The sequence below is a fragment of the Niastella caeni genome (genome assembly GCF_004834005.1).
In the GTDB taxonomy this organism is placed as follows: Bacteria; Bacteroidota; Bacteroidia; order Chitinophagales; family Chitinophagaceae; genus Niastella; species Niastella caeni.
In genome coordinates this window covers 557,765-576,184 of sequence record NZ_STFF01000005.1, presented here as the reverse complement: position 1 = coordinate 576,184, position 18,420 = coordinate 557,765, and the positions used below count along the sequence as shown (strand labels likewise).

14 protein-coding genes are annotated in these 18,420 nt (G+C 45.5%); 5 read left to right on the top strand and 9 right to left on the bottom strand.

Going from position 1 to position 18,420, the window contains the following annotated elements:
* Positions 1 to 55 precede the first annotated feature (55 nt).
* The 9 genes from FAM09_RS20050 to FAM09_RS20010 form a co-directional block, all read right to left on the bottom strand.
* Positions 56 to 1,180, bottom strand: coding sequence for a PepSY-associated TM helix domain-containing protein (locus FAM09_RS20050; protein ID WP_136578915.1), 1,125 nt, complete (start codon positions 1,178 to 1,180; stop codon positions 56 to 58).
* Between the two features lie 177 nt (positions 1,181 to 1,357).
* Positions 1,358 to 2,392: a hemin-degrading factor gene (locus FAM09_RS20045; protein ID WP_136578914.1), complete on the bottom strand. Its 1,035-nt coding sequence runs from the start codon at positions 2,390 to 2,392 to the stop codon at positions 1,358 to 1,360.
* Positions 2,358 to 3,227 (bottom strand): heme ABC transporter ATP-binding protein, encoded by an 870-nt coding sequence (locus tag FAM09_RS20040; RefSeq protein WP_136578913.1) that lies wholly within the window; start codon positions 3,225 to 3,227, stop codon positions 2,358 to 2,360. The genes FAM09_RS20045 and FAM09_RS20040 overlap by 35 nt, the downstream gene beginning before the upstream one ends.
* The gene (locus FAM09_RS20035) at positions 3,224 to 4,273 is read right to left on the bottom strand and encodes a FecCD family ABC transporter permease (protein WP_243751727.1); all 1,050 of its coding nucleotides are present in this window, start codon (positions 4,271 to 4,273) and stop codon (positions 3,224 to 3,226) included. Before FAM09_RS20035 ends, FAM09_RS20040 begins: the two co-directional genes overlap by 4 nt.
* A gap of 3 nt (positions 4,274 to 4,276) precedes the next feature.
* On the bottom strand, positions 4,277 to 5,095 hold the full coding sequence (locus FAM09_RS20030) for a heme/hemin ABC transporter substrate-binding protein (RefSeq protein WP_136578912.1): 819 nt from the start codon (positions 5,093 to 5,095) through the stop codon (positions 4,277 to 4,279).
* 171 nt (positions 5,096 to 5,266) lie between these two features.
* Positions 5,267 to 5,893: an HmuY family protein gene (locus FAM09_RS20025; RefSeq protein ID WP_136578911.1), complete on the bottom strand. Its 627-nt coding sequence runs from the start codon at positions 5,891 to 5,893 to the stop codon at positions 5,267 to 5,269.
* Positions 5,894 to 5,921: 28 nt separating this feature from the next.
* Complete coding sequence (locus FAM09_RS20020) at positions 5,922 to 8,039, bottom strand: TonB-dependent receptor plug domain-containing protein (RefSeq protein ID WP_136578910.1); 2,118 nt, start codon at positions 8,037 to 8,039, stop codon at positions 5,922 to 5,924.
* A gap of 239 nt (positions 8,040 to 8,278) precedes the next feature.
* Positions 8,279 to 9,232, bottom strand: coding sequence for a helix-turn-helix domain-containing protein (locus FAM09_RS20015; protein WP_243751726.1), 954 nt, complete (start codon positions 9,230 to 9,232; stop codon positions 8,279 to 8,281).
* A gap of 394 nt (positions 9,233 to 9,626) precedes the next feature.
* A complete protein-coding gene (locus tag FAM09_RS20010; protein WP_243751725.1) occupies positions 9,627 to 10,598 on the bottom strand; it encodes a M23 family metallopeptidase in 972 nt (323 codons plus the stop codon).
* Positions 10,599 to 10,734: 136 nt separating this feature from the next.
* Here FAM09_RS20010 and alaS point away from each other — a divergent pair, with 136 nt between their 5' ends.
* The 5 genes from alaS (at position 10,735) to FAM09_RS19985 (ending at position 18,389) form a co-directional block, all read left to right on the top strand.
* Positions 10,735 to 13,374: an alanine--tRNA ligase gene (gene alaS, locus FAM09_RS20005; RefSeq protein WP_136578907.1), complete on the top strand. Its 2,640-nt coding sequence runs from the start codon at positions 10,735 to 10,737 to the stop codon at positions 13,372 to 13,374.
* Positions 13,375 to 13,382: 8 nt separating this feature from the next.
* The gene (locus FAM09_RS20000) at positions 13,383 to 14,369 is read left to right on the top strand and encodes a M28 family metallopeptidase (RefSeq protein ID WP_136578906.1); all 987 of its coding nucleotides are present in this window, start codon (positions 13,383 to 13,385) and stop codon (positions 14,367 to 14,369) included.
* A gap of 108 nt (positions 14,370 to 14,477) precedes the next feature.
* Entirely contained in the window at positions 14,478 to 15,470 is a 993-nt protein-coding gene (locus FAM09_RS31490; RefSeq protein WP_136578905.1) for a PDZ domain-containing protein, read from the top strand.
* Between the two features lie 250 nt (positions 15,471 to 15,720).
* Positions 15,721 to 17,169, top strand: a complete 1,449-nt coding sequence (gatB, locus tag FAM09_RS19990; RefSeq protein WP_136578904.1) for an Asp-tRNA(Asn)/Glu-tRNA(Gln) amidotransferase subunit GatB — start codon at positions 15,721 to 15,723, stop codon at positions 17,167 to 17,169.
* Positions 17,170 to 17,186: 17 nt separating this feature from the next.
* Entirely contained in the window at positions 17,187 to 18,389 is a 1,203-nt protein-coding gene (locus FAM09_RS19985) for a TlpA family protein disulfide reductase (RefSeq protein WP_243751723.1), read from the top strand.
* Positions 18,390 to 18,420 lie beyond the last annotated feature (31 nt).

The window sequence follows — 18,420 nt, the reverse complement described above, 5'->3', positions numbered from 1 at the left end:
TTCATAGGATAAGGTTTAATGGTTAATGGTATTTGATTAGTACAGCCTTCCCGATCTATCGGGAGGGCTTTTTCTTTCTCCTACCCCACCAGATCATAAACCCGGTAATGGGCAGGCTGGCGGCAATAAGTGAAGCAAAAAAAGCCAGGATCTTTCCAGGCACCCCCCCAATGGCGCCTATATGTATATCGTAGTTCATCCGTAACAATTTATCCGCTCCTTTGGCATCTTTAAAGCGTCCATAAATGTGTTCTACAGGCAATTCATTCAGTGAATACTGATCAAAAAAACGGTAATCGGTGCGCCAATAAGTGTCGGCATCTGTATTTATTGCCACTTCAATAGACGACCTGGTTGTAGCCGGAAAATGCATTTCAATGATCTCCGCTTCCTTGTGCTCCTGCTGCATTTGCAGCCATAATTTGTCGACCGGTAAGGTAATTGCAGTTGCCTGGGCAACTTTTGTGGTATCAGAAAAAGGCTCCTGGTAAACGAGCGACTTTTTACCGCCGGCGCCCTTGTAAATGGCATTTGCCAGCAACTGCCATCCAAATACCAATCCGGTAATGGCCATGAAGATCACCACCCAGGTCATGTAAAAACCTAACACATTATGCAGGTCGTAGTTTTTGCGACGCCAGGCTGCATTCCATTTTATTGAGAAGCGTTGTTTGGCAGCCGCTTTATTTCTCGGCCACCATAAGATGAGGCCGGTGATCATCATGAGTACAAAAATGATGGTGGCATAAATGACGATGCGTTGCCCTATTTCATCTGGCAACCACAGGTAATAATGGCCCATCAATACGATCCTGAAAAAATCCCGGTCCATATTCTTCACCCTCAATACCTCACCACTATAAGGATTCACATATATGAGATAATAATATTCCGGCTCAGCACTGTAAAAAGTGGCCACAAGCGCCTCGTCTTTCGCTCCATATTGAACACTGTGCACGTGTTTTCCCGGCAACTGTTTTTCAACAATCTCCTTTACCTGGGTTGGCGGCAAAAAAGCTGCATTTTGCGGTGCCACCTTCCGGAAAGAAGATGTTGTCATATTCGTGATCTCAGCCTGAAAAGCATACAAGCAGCCGGTTACGGCAATAATAAAAACAATGATCCCTGAAGTAAATCCCAGCCACAAATGAACTTTTCCTATAATCTTTTTGATAGTCATACGGTTTAATTGCGCACACCATGCTTGTTAAGCTGCAAAAATGTCAATTACAGCCTACATAATCGTTATACAATTGGAAAATTGGTTTACGCAAAAAGAAAAAACTGGTAGGATTTTTTTTAGTGCAGCCCTGAGACCAGGGCCGCACCTTTTCCACATTACGGAAACAGTTGATTGCTATTGCAATCCTGTTACAAGTTCAGTCCATGCCGATAGTTCGGGCGCGCCTGGTTTTCTTTTTCCAAAGAACTGTACCACCAGGTTTCCTTTGGCATCAAATATTTCAATTGAATGGATCGTGCCGTCGGAAGTTGGCTTTTTCACTGCCCAGGTGCTGGCAATATCATCCAGCTTCAGGTGCAGGTTAAATGACGGGTCCATTACGTTTATACATCCGGGTATTTCTACAATCTTTTTTACTGGTCCGGTGTGTATTTGTATGTTCCCATGATTAGATACAAATACCATGATCTCAATTTCCGCATCAGCAGCTTTTTGCAACAGCAACTTTATTTGGTCGTTAGCTACCTTGCGGGCATAGTCACCTGCAATATGCAAAGCGTGTAAGCGGGAAACATTGTGCTTTTTAAGCATGGGGAAGAAATCGTGGGTATCCTTTAATGCACTCCAGTCCTGCCGGAAGGCAGCAACATCAACCAGGTCATTGTTGTATACAGGCGCAGGATCAGCCTCACGAATGGCAAGGCTTGCTAATTGCAACGTGTCTTCAAACTCGCGAACCAGCTTCCCAAATGCATCGTGGTTGCTGTTCTCCTGTAAAAATATTTTTACAACAGCGGTGCCCTGGTGGTCAAACACCTGGATAGACTTTTTAAAAGCAGCCTCTTCATTTTCAAAAACGGCAAAAGCAAAAGCCCAACGCTCAAAAAACATCCGCATATCAATATCTTCCCCCACTACCACACCCACATGGCGGCTGTTTATACCTACTTTATCAAACACCCCTTTGCGTTCATGAACACAACTTTCGTTACGTGTAAGAGCCATTATATAGCCCAGTTCGGGCATGCGTTTCCAAAGCTCAGGGAATTTATTTTCAAGCCGTATTACACTGCTGCCTGCAAAAGCGGCTATTATTTCCGCTTCCGTAGTACCCAACTGCCGGGCAGCATCGCGAATGCGAATGCGCGGATTCTCCCGGTGAAACGCTACCCATTTATCCTTTAACGAAAGACCTGCTATTGTACTCATGTATGTTGTTTTTGTTTGAAGTTTTTAAAATGGACCGGACCTTATGTTCAGCCGGTACAAGCACCGGGAAATTATAATCAGGATGTTGCCAGACTTCCACTTCCATTTCATATGCATCGGCTATACAATCGGGTTGCAACACCTCTCGCATACTTCCCTCCTTTACCAACTGCCCGTTCTTTAATAAGATTATTTTATCGGCAAATTGTGCCGCCAGGTTCAGGTCATGCAAAATGACCGCGACCGTATAACCGTGCTGCGCCAGGTCGCGTGCTTTTTGCAGGCAGGCTTGCTGATGCAGGCAATCCAGGCTGGCCGTAGGCTCATCGAGCAACAGCAGCTTACCAGTTACATCACCGGCATTAGCTTCCCGCAGTTGCGCCAATACACGGGCCATTTGTACTCTTTGTTGTTCCCCGCCCGATAAAGTTTGATACAAACGGCCCGTGAACTGGGCTACCTGCATTTCCTGCATGCATTGCTGTACAATATCGCGATCGATGGCAGCCGGATGATTATTGAAATGGGGGTATCGCCCCATCATAACTATTTCTTCGCAACAGAACGGGAGGTTCAGCATGTACTGCTGCGACAATACCGCCCGGCATCGCGCCAGTTGCGTTAAGGAAAAGGTTTGAATACTTTTATCATTCAGCAATATGGTGCCCGAAGAAGGCGCTTGTTCACCCGACAGAATACGCAATAAGGTCGATTTGCCTGCACCGTTAGGTCCCAACACTACTGTTACTTCACCCGGATGCATGGCAAACGACAGGTTATGCAGAATAGGTTTTTGCCCTACCGAATACGATATGTTTTGTGCCGTAATGATCATGACATTAAGCGCAATTGCTTTTTTTGTTTTACTAACAATACCACAAAAATGGGTGTGCCTATTACTGCGGTAACAATACCAATAGGCAGCTCAGCCGGAGCAATGATCGTTCTGCTTACTACATCGGCCATGGTGAGTAACGTAGCGCCCAGTAATGCGCAGTTAGGCAACAGTGACCGGTGATCACTGCCGGTAATACTGCGCAACATGTGGGGTACTATCAACCCTACAAAACCAATAACGCCGGCAATGGCAACGGATGCGCCCACCAACAAAGTGGTCAGCACCACAATGACTGCTTTTAACCGTTTCACCTTAACACCCAGGTAAGCAGCTTCCTGTTCTCCCAATGCAAATACGTTTAGTGATTTTGCCAGTCGTGGTAATAAAATAATAGGCACCAGAATGAAGGGCAGCAAAGCCCACACGCTACTCCAGGTTACGCCTCCCAGGCTGCCCATTGTCCAATAGGTAGCAGAGCGTAATTGTTCATCGTTGGCAACATAGGTTACCAGGTCGGTTAAAGCCCTGCACAAGGCATTTATGGCTAACCCCGATAACAACAACGTAGTGATCAAAGAGCGGCCGCCTGTTTTCGATAACCGGAATACCACGAAAGAGGTAAAGCACGCACCTGCAAACGTGGTAACATTCAGCAGGTAATATTTTGGGATCAATGCGCCGTTCATAAAGGGCAGCGATGATAAAACAACTATAGTAAGCACCGCAAAAAAAGAAGCGCCGAATGAGATGCCGATCAGCGTGGGATCGGCCATAGGGTTACGAAATAGTCCCTGCATGGCGGCGCCGGCCACAGCCAGCCCCGAACCAATTAGTATGGCTGCAATTACCCGCGGCAAACGGATCTGCCATAACACATTGGCCATTCCTTCGTCGTAAGTAACGGGAATGTGTATGTTTATTTGTTTCAACAGAATGGCTATTACCTGTTGCGGCGAAATATGCATCGCTCCAATACCGGCCGCTGTTACAGCAGTGCCTATTAACAAAATGATTAACCCTATGGTGATCCCGTTGCGCTTCAAGTTCTATTGATTTAATTTTTTATTGAGTTCGCTAACAGCCTGTGGCAATCGCAAGCCAAAACCACTCAACAATTGTCCGTCCATGGTAATTACTTTCTTATTCCGTCCGGCATTGGTTTCGGCAACACCAGGCACTTTCAGCAAACCATCTACACTGCCCAGGCTTTGCAGGCCACTGTCGAATAATAAGATCACATCAGGATTTGCAGCTACCAGCGATTCAGACGACAACGGTTTAAAGTCGGTAAATCCATTTACGGCATTTTGCGCGCCTGCCAGTTTTATCATCTTCTCTACAGGTGTTCCGGTGCCGGATACCATCATGGAGCCGGTTCCCCGGGCATAGATGAACAGCACTTTCTTTTTAACAGGTGCAAGGCGCAGCGCCTGCCATTGTTTGTTGAAATCGGCCTCAATTTGTTTGGCCTTTTCAGTTGTTCCGGTGGCACTGCCCACTTGTTGTATTAATGAACGGGTACCAGCAACGCTATACTCCTGTTGCAGCAATTGTACTTTTATGTGTGCGGCGGAAAGCTGTTCAGCCACTTCCGGTTTAATCTGGTCTTTTATTCCTAATACCAGCGTAGGGCGTAATGCCAGAATGCCTTCGGCAGAAATGGTGCGGTTGTGCCCTACCCTGGCTTTCTTTTCCAATGATGCGGGATAATTGCTGGTAACATCTACACCTACGATGGAACTTTCGAGTCCCAGGGCGCATAATATTTCACTAACCGCGCCATTTAAGGAAACAATGCGTTGTTGGGCGTTAGAAAGAAAGGTTGCAAACAATAACCCTACTATTAAAGATATTTTTCTGTTCATAGTTTATATCGTGAATGATAAAAACAGCTGCACGCTTCAAGCCGCAAGCTCCAAACAAATACAGCCTGAGCATCGTGTTCAGTCTTTACTTTTTTATTTCTCTGTTTTTAATTCTTCATTTTTCATTTCCTGTATTCACTTCAACATTGGAAATTCAACATTCAATATTCATTATTGCAGCTTCCTGCTTCCATCTGCCTGGATCATATATCTAATAGTATAATATCCACCTAACGAACGGGTAGTTAAGTCAGCAAACTCCGCTGTCGTTATATTGGGATTGCCTTTGTAATAGCTCACTATCTGGATCTTTGCATATTTACCATTGGCCGTTTTCACTACGATGGTTTTACCGGCAATGGGAAGTATAGCATGTTGCGGACCGCTGGCGGCAGCACCGGTATAGGTATACCATCCTTTGTTTGCACCAGTAGGGATGGCATAGCCAGCGTCACTATCTGTTGCATAGCCTTCGGCAGGCGCTTCAATAAGATCATCAAAGCCGGTGGAAACAATTTGCGCGGCAGCAGTGCCTGGTCCGCTGGTACCACTATTTATTTTAATGGTGGTTGTTCTAAATGCAATATCCCATTTGGTAGAATTTGAATCCGCAGCAGCAACCGTTGTACCGGTAGTTAAATTAAAGTACATGGCGTAACCACCGTTATCGGCCGGGTTACTATTAATATCGTTCACGGTTTTTGCTTCCAGGGGCGCAGAGGATGAATCGCTGTCTTTTTTACAGGCGCTTGTAGTTACTACTAATGCGGCAACGATCCAAATGCTAAACTTTCTCATAATTATTGTATTTAAAAAATGTTATCCTTTATCCTTGTTTACCGGTTTGTTGCCGGGTGTTCTTTACAAATCGCAAAGCAGCGCCAATGTACCACTGGCGACCAGCCAGCAACGGATCGTACGTGTTGGTTGCTTTGAACAGGTTATTCATTCCTGCTTCAATAGTTAACTTGTTGAAAAATTGCTGGGCCGACACATTCCATACCGTATACCCATCTGCGTATTCTGCCGGATCGTCTAACAGGGCGTTGCTGTTCACATCGCCACCATAACCAAAGCGACCACGGTAAATGCCACGCACTGAAATATTGTAATGGAAGCGGGCATTGTCGTACATCAATTTTATATTGCCCGAATGTTTTGACCGGTTGTACAATCCGCCATAATCCTGTCGCTTTACTTTCTTGTCTACATTGGTAGCAGCGTCGCGGTAATACACTTTGCCGGCTTTTATATTATCCCACACCGTAACATCTTTAGCATCGAGATATTGATAAGCGGCAGACAATTGCAACCCGAACGGCAGGGAATAACTGGTTTGAAATTCCAGCCCCTGGGTAAATACTTTGTTGTAATTAAAATAACTGAATACATTTTGTCCATTTGTCTTCAGCGCAATGGGCCGTGTATCGATCAGGTCGTTGATGTTATTGCGGAACAGGTTAAGCTGCACATTCAATCGCGTGAAGGGATTATACGCTACACTGGCATTAAATGCTACGGAGCTTTCTGCTTTTATATTTTGAATGGTTGCCGCATCCATGTACAGGCTGCTGATCTGGCCATCTGCCTGCAAGCGGGCAATACCGGCAGCCACTACACTGGTGCCAAACACACTGTAACCTGCAACGGGATTGGTAAAATTGAGCAGCAATTGCCGGAAGTCTGGCGCTTTGTATCCACCGCCGGCTGAGGCTTGCACCCACAGCCGCCGGTTGATATTCCACCGCAACGCGAGTTTAGGGCTCAAACGATCGCTGTATTGATTATGCCGGTCGTACCGGAAACCAGCCACCATATTAAATTGTTTGGAGGGCATCCACTGGTGCTGACCAAAAATGTATTGCTGCGTTAGTTTGTTTCCATCATCATAACGGGTTGCCTCAACTGTTTCTATAATATTGCCAATGCCAAGGGTACTGGTGTGAGCATCCGAAAAGGAACGATCGTATTGCGCCTCAGTGCGGTTAAACAACTGCCTGAAAAAACTCTCATCGTACAACGTATTCTCCGGTTGATAATCGATGGTTGTTTTGGTTTGATATGCCGTAAGATAATTACGTACCTGCAGCCTGTTACGATCATCAGGCTTATATGTAAGCACCGGCGATATATTTACATCGGTATTGCGGGTGCGTTCTTTCAGCAGGTGTAAGCCACCGGTTTCCTGCACACCCTGGTTGTTCTTTTGTTCTTCTATATAAAAACGCGTGTTGAGGGTTAACTCTACACTGCGGCTGATCTTGAATTGCAGCTTTGGGTTAATCGTCCAGGCAGTATAAGCGGGCATTGCTTTTGAAATGCTATCAGTTGTATAATAGCCGTTGGTAGAAAGCCGGTTGGCAAACAGGTACCAACCCCAGCGATCATTTTGTTTTGATGCTTCAGCTGTTACATCAACGGTATTATATCTTCTTATCCGCGCCCGTAATTGCCCGGTATAAGCAGCAGGCATTTTTTTGGTAATAATATTGATCACCCCACCCATTGCCTCACTACCATACAACGAAGAAGAAGGCCCTTTTACAATTTCAATGCGTTGTATATTACCTACAGCCAGCCTGGTAAGGTCGAGCGTACCTGCGGTACGGCCAATGACCGGCTCGCCATCAATAAGAATTAATATATAATCTGAACTTAATCCTTGCAACTGCAGACCTGTGCCATGATTGCTGATGATCTGCAAGCCCACCTGTTCTGTCAACACCTCATTCAACCGTAAAGCCCCAATGCGTTCTATCTTGTCCTGGCCAATAACCGTTACCGGCACCGGCACATTTTTAATAGAACGAGGTGTACGGGTAGCCGTTACCACTACCTCATCGAGTGACTCCCGGGAAGCAGTATCCGGTACGGCCTGTTGAGCGCTTGCGTTCAGGTAACAGCAAAGCATTGCTGGTACAATATAATATAGCTGTTTCAGCATATTGTACTGTTGAATGATTAATTAAATGAATACAGGAAAGCCAGGCCTCGTGTTAGCCTGCCATAATGTGGAGTGGTACAAAGCTATTACACAACCGAAGTGCAGTGGTTACAAAAAAAGGAAATTCATTTACGCGATCGGGAAAGGAGTACAAATGCGAAAATTAGCAAATGTGCAAATGGAAAACGTGGCCTGGTGTCTTCGCGTGCAGCGTGTGGCGTGAAGCGTGCAGCTCTCTACTAATGTAATAACAACTCACACGGCTTCAAGCCGGTTTGCTTTTTAAATGCAGTAGAGAAATGGGAGATGGAAGAATAGCCCAGCATCATAGATACTTCAGTTACTGTTAAGCCCTTCTCATATAATAAATAACGGGCATGTTCCATGCGCTGGCTCTGGTAAAAATCGAAGATGGTAGTGCCGTATAATTCTTTAAATCCTTTTTTCAGATAGCATTCATTGATGGCTACTTTACGGCTTAACTCTTTAATTGTAATAGGCTCACCAATATGTTGCAGTAATATTTCCCGGGCCTTCACGATCTTTTCTCGATCCGCTTCATTGGCCAGGAACTTACACTGGAACGACTCTATTTCTTTATCATCACCCAGCATACACTCCAGGCTGTACAACAACAGCATTTGTGTTTGGGCATTGATAAAGATATTTTCCAGACTATCTGTATAGGTATGCGTAAGTAAGGCTTCCAACACCTGGCGGGTGCGGCCGCACAAAGGCAGTATTTTTGAAAAAGAAGAAGGATGAACAAATTGCAGCACTTCATCGGTGATGGTTTTCATCTTGCCAGGTTTTACAAACTGTGACAAGTGTACTGCCGAAAACCGGAAGCTCATTACATCAATGCTCTCCACTCTTTCTGCACAAGCCTTCGATGTATTCAATTTGCACTGATCGCATTCTACTTCTTTCTGATTGCAATACATATTACCCGAAACACAAAACCGCAGCTCAACATAGTTCTCCTGGGGCGCCGATTTTTTGAAATGATAGGCCAGCACACCGGTATCTTCTATATTCCATTGCGGGTGTTTCCGATATCTTTTAATAGCATACTGAACCGAACCAGGCATCTGTTGCTCTTTTTCCTGCAACAGTTGTAACTGATCGTGCATGATCGGTTGCTTGTAAGCCAGTGAAAGTATATCAGGCGGATTATACATATTAGGACGCAAAAATACAGGTACAACGTTAAATTTCCCAATGGTTTATGAGTTTAGCAGTCACGGAACTGTCAGGAATGTCGTGAAACGGCAATCGGCAATACCTATGGACAGCAGACAGTTATGATCAACCTCATAAATCGCCAAGGATAACATCCTCAGTACCAAAATTGTTTGAAGTACAATTAAAAAGGCAATGAATCGTGAAGCGGCAAATGGGCAAACGTGAAAGTCGGGCTCGGCAAGCGAGAATGGGCAAATCTCGCATATGAAGACGGGAGGCATGACACATGAAACCGGCAACAGGTTATAACCTGAAACCTGAAACTTGTAACCTGGAACATATACTTAAAAGTAACCAAGCCCCAATGATTACCCCAGGTAACCGGAAACTGGTAACCGGCAACTAGTCAAAGCTTTGGTTGCTCGAAGACGACATCTTCAGCAAGCGGTCGAATTGTTCGGGAGAAAGGTCATTATAAAAGAAGTAAACGGGATCGAGATGGCGGCCATTCTTATGTACCTCATAATGGCAGTGAGGGCCCGTTGATTTTCCGGTACTGCCTACCCAGCCGATGATCTCACCACGCTTGATGCGTTCGCCGGGCCGTACTTTAACCTTGTACATGTGGCCATACAATGTTTCGTACCCATAACCATGGTTCAGAATTACGTGGTTACCATAGCCATTACCCAGGTTACCGGCTGTTTTAACGGCCCCGTTGGCGGTAGCATAAACAGGCGTTCCCTGTGGAGCGGCAAAGTCGAGGCCTGCGTGGAACTTCACCGTTTTATAAACCGGGTCAATACGATAACCAAAACCCGAGGCCATACGCTTCAGATCGCTGTTGCTAACCGGTTGAATGGCCGGCGTACAGGCCAGCAGTTGTTCTTTATTCTTGATAAAGCTGGTTATTTCAACATACGATTTTTCCTGCGAGGCCATGCGGTTCTCGAGGTTGCGCAGTGAATGCACTATGGAGTTTTCCAGTTCATAATTGGTCATGCTGGCCACCATTTCCAATTCTTTTTGCTGGGCCATGTCTTTCGCCCGCATACTGTCGGGGATGGGATTGGCCTCGAAAATGGTGCGGTAAATATCATTATCACGCTCTTCGAGCTGTATCATCCGCTGTTGCATTTTAGCAACCTGCTCATCGAGCACCCAGTAGCGCTCCTGCAGTTGTTCATTATACTGCATCAACGCTTTTTCCTTGGTGGAAGGAAAATACCGGTAAGCAACAGAAACAATAATTATAGAGGTAACAATAGCAGCCGACATAAAACCGAGTACTCGCAACAGCTTTACGTGTAGCGGAGTCTCCAGTTTTTCATAACGGAGTGTATTGGTGTTGTAGTAATACTTGATTTTCTTCATGGATACAAGCCGATTACCAAGGTTGCTTTTCAGCAAAACAGCCCGAATTAAGTTACCTTTGCAGCCGTTGCCTTAAGGGTAACAAGTACAAATATAAAGGCTTAAGTGTCAATTTTATCAAAGATCGTTCCGTTTTATGATGACCAGCGCAGAAATTCGTCAGCTTTACATGGACTTTTTTCGTAATAAAGGACATGAAATCGTTCCTTCGGCCCCTATAGTGGTAAAAAATGACCCTACCCTATTGTTTACCAATGCCGGAATGAACCAGTTTAAAGATTATTTCCTCGGTAATAAAAAAGCGCCCTACCCCCGGGTGGCCGACACCCAGAAGTGCCTGCGGGTAAGCGGAAAGCACAACGACCTGGAAGAAGTGGGCGTTGATACCTACCACCATACCATGTTTGAAATGCTGGGCAACTGGAGCTTTGGCGATTATTTCAAGAAAGAAGCCATTGCCTGGAGCTGGGAGTTGCTTACAGAGGTATATAAAATACCCAAAGACCAGTTATATGTGACTTATTTTCAAGGAGATACCGCTGAAAATCTGCCCAAAGACGAAGAGGCTTTTAACGAATGGGCCAAATTCGTGGCGCCCGACCGCATTTTACCGGGTAATAAAAAAGACAATTTCTGGGAAATGGGCGACACCGGTCCATGCGGCCCCTGCTCTGAAATACATGTAGACTGCCGGACGGATGAAGAAAGAAAACAACAAAGCGGCGCTGAACTGGTAAATAAAGACCACCCGCAGGTGATCGAGATCTGGAACAATGTGTTCATGCAGTTCAACCGGAAAAAAGATAGCAGTCTTGAATTGCTCCCAGCCAAACACGTTGATACCGGAATGGGGTTGGAACGCCTGGTGCGGGTGCTCCAGGGAAAACAATCCAATTACGATACCGATGTGTTCACCGGTACTATTGCCGCAATAGAAAAAATCACGAAAAAGAAGTACGATCCCTCTACCCCGCCATCAACCAGTGCCAGCTGGCACCAGGCTGTAGCATTCAGGGTACTGGCCGATCATATTCGCGCCATCAGCTTCACTATTGCCGATGGACAACTGCCCTCCAATACCGGGGCCGGTTATGTGATCCGCCGTATTTTACGCCGGGCCGTTCGTTATTATTATACTTATCTCGATTATAAACACCCCTTATTGCACCAACTGGTGCCCGTGCTGGCAGAACAATTCAAAACCGTTTTCCCTGAACTGCGCCAGCAAGAGGACTTTGTTGCCAAAGTGGTGAAGGAAGAAGAGGAAGCCTTTTTGAGAACGCTGGAAAAAGGACTTAAAAAGATCGATGAAATTATAGGTTCTGCCCAAAACAAAACCATCAACGGTTCCGCGGCTTTTGAACTGTATGATACGTACGGGTTCCCGGTAGATTTAACGCGCCTGATAGCCCGCGAAAACAACCTTGAAGTAGATGAGAATGGTTTTGAGGCAGAAATGAAACAGCAAAAAGAGCGCAGCCGCGCCGCTACTGCCCTGAACGCCGAAGACTGGATGGTGTTGAGCGAAGATGGCAATACCACCTTTGTGGGCTACGATCACTCCCAGGCAGAAGCCAAAGTATTGAAGTACCGTAAGGTGACTGCCAAAGGCAAAACCTCCTTTCAACTGGTGCTGACAAAAACGCCTTTTTACGCCGAAAGCGGCGGACAGGTTGGCGATACCGGCTCCCTGTTCTTTGAAGGGGAGGAAGTAGCTGTAGTGGACACCAAAAAAGAAAATGACCTCATTATTCATTTTGTTGAAAAGCTACCTATTAATATAACAGGCATCGTAGATGCCCGCATCAATACAGAACGCAGGGCTAAAACTGCCGTTCACCATTCAGCAACGCACCTGCTGCATTCCGCTTTGCGCAAAGTACTGGGTGCACACGTAGCACAGAAAGGGTCGCTGGTAAATGATGAATACCTGCGTTTCGACTTCTCGCATTTTGCCAAAATGACTACCGAGGAAATAGCCAAAGTAGAGGTCATCGTGAACGAAAAGATCCGCGCTAACATTCCGGTGGTTATTAAAGAAATGCCTAAGGAAGAGGCCCTGAAACTGGGCGCCATGGCGCTCTTTGGCGAAAAGTATGGCGATGTGGTGCGCGTAGTGATCATGGACCCCGCCTACTCCGTTGAATTGTGCGGCGGTACGCACGTAGGCGCTACCGGCGAATTAGGCCTCTTTAAATTAAAACATGAATCAGCCGTAGCAGCCGGTGTACGCCGTATTGAAGCTATTTGCGGGTTGGCTGTAGAACAATACATCAATGAACAATTAACCCAGTTGCACCTGGTAAAAGAAGAGTTGAAAAATCCGGCCGATCTGTTAAAGGCTGTTCAGAGCATTGCAGCAGAAAACAGCGACCTGAAGAAAAAGCTCGAACACCTGGAGAACCGCATGCTGGTTGGCATCCGCAATGAACTATTGCATAAAGATGAGATCATCAATGGCGTTACGTTTATAGGAGATATTGTAGAAGTAAGCAGCGCCGATGCATTAAAAAAATTGTGTTTCGACCTGAAGAACAATCTCAACGATCATTTGGTGGTGTTATGCGCCAACATCGGCGGCAAACCTTATGTAGCCGTTGGCGTAGCCGATACCGTAGCAGCAGCCCGCCAGCTCGATGCCGGAAAAATTATTAAGGAACACATTGCACCGCTGATCAAAGGTGGTGGCGGCGGACAAAAAACCCTGGCCACTGCTGGTGGACAAGACGCCAGCAACCTGCAGCAAGTGATCGCGAAAGTGAAAAGCTTGTTGTAAATTAGTACATGCGACATAGTTATATCCGGTTTTGCCTGATATTGTTCTTATCCTGGAATGTTACTATTTGTTCAGCCCAGTCAATAAGTATTGACTCCATTATAACGCCGTCGTCCCTGAAAGAACTGGTTCAAACACTATCAGCCGATAGCTTTCAGGGACGTCTTACCGGCACCGTACAAGCTTCCAATGCCGCTTTATATATCAGCGAAGCATTTAAAAATGCCGGCGCTTTACCAATAGCAGGTAACGACGGTTATATTATGCCGTTCATTGTTCCCGACAAAATAACTGCCTTCAACGTAGTAGCTGCTTTACCCGGAACATCTAAAGCAAATGAACTGGTTATATTCGGCGCACACTATGATCATATAGGCACTACAAAGAGGACCATACCAAGGCATGTACCCGAGCGAGGACACCCCGAAAAGAAAGATAACATCTATAATGGCGCTAACGACAATGCATCGGGCATCAGTGGGCTTATTCATTTAGCCCGTTATTTTGCCCAACATTCCCGGCGGGAACGAACCCTCATCTTCATCGCTTTTTCGGGTGAAGAAGAAGGTTTGTTAGGCTCAAAATCACTCGTCGAATCATTCGACCCCAAAACAGTAAAAGCCATGATCAATATGGATATGATCGGGCGGCCCATTTCAAAGGATAAAAAATATCCTTATGTAACTGGCCATTTGCAATCGGACCTGCAGGCAATATTCAACAAAAAGTTATACGAATTAGCCCCGCAATATGGAGAGAAATATTTTCGGGGTGATTATTTTATTCAGGAAAACCTTTTTTCCCGATCAGATAACTACCCTTTTGCCAAAAAGGGCATTGTGGCGCATACCATTATTACCACATCGCCCAATGACCAATATTATCATTCCCTCAACGATGAGTGGGAAACATTGGACTACCCATTTATGGCGGAAGTAGTAAAAGCGATTGCCCTGGCCTCTTCAGGCCTCGCCGATGGATCTGATACACCATAGCCTCACCAATCTTAACATTTCCGAAAATTTTCGTATTTCTATTAATTCCCTATATTTGATGTACGAAAGCTCACGTAGTCAATTTTTAATATCAAAAACCACAATACAATGAGACGATTCCTGATCTCCTGCACCGCGATTGCCACCCTGACGCTGTTGCTGTGCCAACCCCTGGCCGCCCAGGATAATGAAAAAGAAAAAGACAAGGAGAAAACCAAGATCAATGACAATGAAGAGATCATTATCAAAAGAAAAGGCGATAAAGACAGTAAGGTCACCATTGAAATAAAAGGCGATGAAATTACCGTGAATGGAAAGCCGCTGACTGAGTTTAAAGATGAAAATATAGTGATCCGCAAACAAAGACCAGGTGTTATTGGATATGGAGCGCCCCATTCTCCATTCAGGGGGCAGAGCGGCGCATTAAGCTTTGGTGGCGAAAACATTTTTGCGCATGATGGCGCGGCCCTGGGTGTTTATACCGATAAAGACAGAGATGTGAAAGGCGCCATTATAGAAAAAGTGACCGAAGGCAGCGCAGCCGAAAAAGCGGGCTTAAAAGAAAATGATGTGATCACCAAAGTTGATAACGAAGAAATTAACAACCCCGCCGACCTTAGCAAGGTTATCGGCAAGCACAAACCCGAAGACAAGGTTACCATCACTTACGAAAGAAGTGGCAAAAGCAATAAAACGGAAGCTACCCTTGACAAAAGAAAAGGAAACCTTTTTGCTATTCCTCCGCATCAATTTGAAACTCCTAATTTCAATTTCGACTGGAAAGATGGTGATTTCGCACCCCGGGTTTATCATTACGGCGCCAAACCCCGCCTTGGTATAAAAGCACAGGATACCGAAGACGGCAAGGGAGTTAAAGTATTAAATGTTGATGATGAATCCGCTGCCGAAAAAGCCGGTATCAAAAAAGATGACGTGATCACCGAATTTGATGGAAAAAAAGTGAACAGCGCCGATGAACTGGCCAGCGCAGCCCGGGATGCCAAAGAAAAGCAGGCGGTTAAAATAACCTTTACGCGCGACGGTAAATCACAAACCGTTGAAATAAAAACCCCTAAAAAATTAAAGACCGCCAATTTGTAATAAGTTTATAAACATTAGCCCATAAGCAGGCTATGTTGTACCGAAGCTATTGAAAGGCTTACGCAGGAGGCTGACCAAAAAGGGCAGCCTCTTTTATTTTTGGATTGCCCGGTCCAGCCATCTAACCATCAAACCATCTGGCCATCAGTAAGCAGGGACGAGCTTTTAGTCAGCCCTTTTTTATCAAAATACCATAACCAGAAATGAGGTATTTTTGCCTGATTCTTCACCATTAGGCAATTAGAATAATATGTCGATAAATTACGATGCATATGAGATAGTTGTGGGCCTGGAAGTGCATGCTCAATTACTCACGAACAGTAAGTTGTTTTGTGGCGATAGCGCTGCTTTTGGCGGTGATCCCAACACGCATATCAGTCCCATTACACTGGCGCACCCCGGTACACTGCCCAAATTGAATAAAAAAGCCATTTCTTATGCAGTTAAAATAGGTTTGGCCTGTAATTGTACCATTACCCGGCATAATTATTTTGCCCGCAAAAACTATTTTTATCCCGACCTGCCAAAAGGGTACCAGTTATCGCAGCATACCACGCCTGTTTGCCAGGGTGGTTTTATAACCATCCGTACCCAGGAAGGCACCAGGGATATCCGGCTCAATCGCATTCACATGGAGGAAGATGCCGGCAAAAGCCTGCATGATGTTGATGCTAATAACACCTGTGTAGATTATAACCGCGCCGGCGTGCCGCTGGTGGAGATCGTTACAGAACCCGATATTCACAGTGGCGACGAAGCGTATGCCTACCTTACCGAATTAAGAAAACTGTTGCGGTATCTCGAGATCTGCGATGGCAATATGGAAGAAGGCAGCATGCGGTGCGATGCCAACATTTCTGTACGAAAAAAAGGCGATCCCAAACTGGGCACTAAAGTAGAAGTAAAGAACCTCAACTCCATCAGGAACGTAAAACGGGCCATTGAGCACGAAGCCAAACGCCTGATAGACATTGTGGAGTTGGGCGAGAAAGTGATACAACAAACAAGAAGTTTTGATGCTGGCAATGGCACCACCTTCGCCTTGCGCACCAAAGAAGACGCCAACGATTACCGGTATTTTGCCGATCCCGATCTTACACCATTTGTGGTAACAGATGAGATGCTGCAGGAAGTAAGGGCAAGCATTACGGCATTGCCTGAAGAACGCGTAGCACGTTACACACAGCAATTACATTTACCCGAATACGATGCCCGCGTTATCACCGACGAAAAAGAGCTGGCTGTATATTTTGAACAGATCACGGAGCATTCCGCCAATTACAAAGCGGCCGCTAACTGGATGTTGGGCCCCATTAAATCATGGCTCAATGAAACTGGTCAGCCCATAACGGCATTACCGGTGCAGCCGGCCACCATTGCCGCACTTATTTCTTTGATCGATAGCAACCAGGTAAACTTTTCAGTGGCTTCTACCAAAATATTTGCAGCGCTATTGAAAGAACCCGGCAAAGCACCTTTACAAATTGCCAGGGATTTGAATCTGCTGCAGGATTCAGACGAAGGCAATGTAGCCGCATGGATAGAAGAAGTGTTAAACAAAATGCCCGATAAAGTAGCAGAATATAAAAAAGGGAAGAAAGGATTGATCGGATTATTTGTAGGGGAAGTAAAAAAGGTATCTAAAGGGAAAGCTGACCCGAAGCTCACCAACGATATCCTTTTAAAAAAACTGCAATAACTATAAACAAAAACCAGATGATGAAAAGGATTTCGAACTGGCTCTTGATAATGTTAATGGTTGCCGTTAGCGCCTGCTCCCAAAAGGAAAAAGGAATTCTGGAGGTGACCGGCAACGTAGCCAACCTGGATAAGGTTGCTGCTTTGTACCCGCATGCTGTTAAAAACGGAATGGTAACGCTGTTGTTATATGAAGTACCTTTTGGTGGCGACATGCCGCCCGTTCAATTGGATTCCGTAACGGTTCGGGCTGATAAAAGAACTTATACCTTAAAGGGACAAGCCAAGAACATTGGCATGTACAATGTAGTAGTGCTCGATGGGCCTATGGTGCCGCTGGTGAACGATGTTGAAAATATCACCGTTGACATTGATATGGCCAATGAAAAATTCTATACTGTAGCCGGCTCAGTAGCCAGCCGCGAATTACAGGATTTTATTTTTACCTATGATGTTAAAAGCATCAGCGCCGATCAAACCATGAACCAGTTGGATAGCCTTAAGCGCATCGGTGCTCCTGACAGTACGTTACTCAATCTTACCAACCGTAAGAACGAAGCCCTCAAAGAGCTGAATGAGTATATGAAAAGAATGATGACAGATGCCAGCCAACCGGTAGTAGCAGCATTTGTATTAGGCCGGTCAGCCAAAACATTACCACAGCCTGAGTTTGAAACAGCCCTGAACAGCCTTACACAAAAGTATGCCGGCGATTCGAACCTGGCAGAAATGAAGAAAAGGTATAACGCCTATAAAGAGCAGGTTGCCAAAATAAAAGAGCAACAGGAACAGCAAAATGCGTGGATCGGTAAAAAGGCGCCCGACTTAATCCTGCCTGATGTAAATGGCAAAAAAGTATCCATCGCTTCTTTTAAAGGCAAATATGTATTGGTTGATTTCTGGGCCAGTTGGTGCCCGCCCTGCCGCGCCGAAAATCCCAATGTAGTAGCCGCCTTCAATAAATACAAAGACAAAAACTTCACCATCCTGGGTGTATCGCTCGATAAAAAGAAAGAGAACTGGATACAGGCCATTAAGGAAGACCAGTTGAAATGGACGCAGGTAAGTGACCTCGCTTACTGGGATAGCAAAGCGGTTGTTGCTTTTAATTTTACAGGCATTCCTTATAATGTTTTGATAGATCCCGATGGCACAGTGGTAGGCGAAGCATTGCGCGGTGAAGAACTGGAAAATAAACTGCACGAGATATTTCTGAAATAATTACAAGTTATTAAAGCATAAAAGCGAGGCC

Excerpts from the sequence above, each read along its gene's own strand:
- gatB (WP_136578904.1), top strand. The coding sequence starts at position 15,721 with ATGTCGATAAATTACGATGCATATGAGATAGTTGTGGGCCTGGAAGTG.
- FAM09_RS20000 (WP_136578906.1), top strand. The coding sequence starts at position 13,383 with ATGCGACATAGTTATATCCGGTTTTGCCTGATATTGTTCTTATCCTGG.
- FAM09_RS20040 (WP_136578913.1), bottom strand. The coding sequence starts at position 3,227 with ATGATCATTACGGCACAAAACATATCGTATTCGGTAGGGCAAAAACCT.
- alaS (WP_136578907.1), top strand. The coding sequence starts at position 10,735 with ATGATGACCAGCGCAGAAATTCGTCAGCTTTACATGGACTTTTTTCGT.
- FAM09_RS19985 (WP_243751723.1), top strand. The coding sequence starts at position 17,187 with ATGATGAAAAGGATTTCGAACTGGCTCTTGATAATGTTAATGGTTGCC.
- FAM09_RS20010 (WP_243751725.1), bottom strand. The coding sequence starts at position 10,598 with ATGAAGAAAATCAAGTATTACTACAACACCAATACACTCCGTTATGAA.
- FAM09_RS20025 (WP_136578911.1), bottom strand. The coding sequence starts at position 5,893 with ATGAGAAAGTTTAGCATTTGGATCGTTGCCGCATTAGTAGTAACTACA.
- FAM09_RS20050 (WP_136578915.1), bottom strand. The coding sequence starts at position 1,180 with ATGACTATCAAAAAGATTATAGGAAAAGTTCATTTGTGGCTGGGATTT.
- FAM09_RS31490 (WP_136578905.1), top strand. The coding sequence starts at position 14,478 with ATGAGACGATTCCTGATCTCCTGCACCGCGATTGCCACCCTGACGCTG.
- FAM09_RS20030 (WP_136578912.1), bottom strand. The coding sequence starts at position 5,095 with ATGAACAGAAAAATATCTTTAATAGTAGGGTTATTGTTTGCAACCTTT.
- FAM09_RS20045 (WP_136578914.1), bottom strand. The coding sequence starts at position 2,392 with ATGAGTACAATAGCAGGTCTTTCGTTAAAGGATAAATGGGTAGCGTTT.
- FAM09_RS20020 (WP_136578910.1), bottom strand. The coding sequence starts at position 8,039 with ATGCTGAAACAGCTATATTATATTGTACCAGCAATGCTTTGCTGTTAC.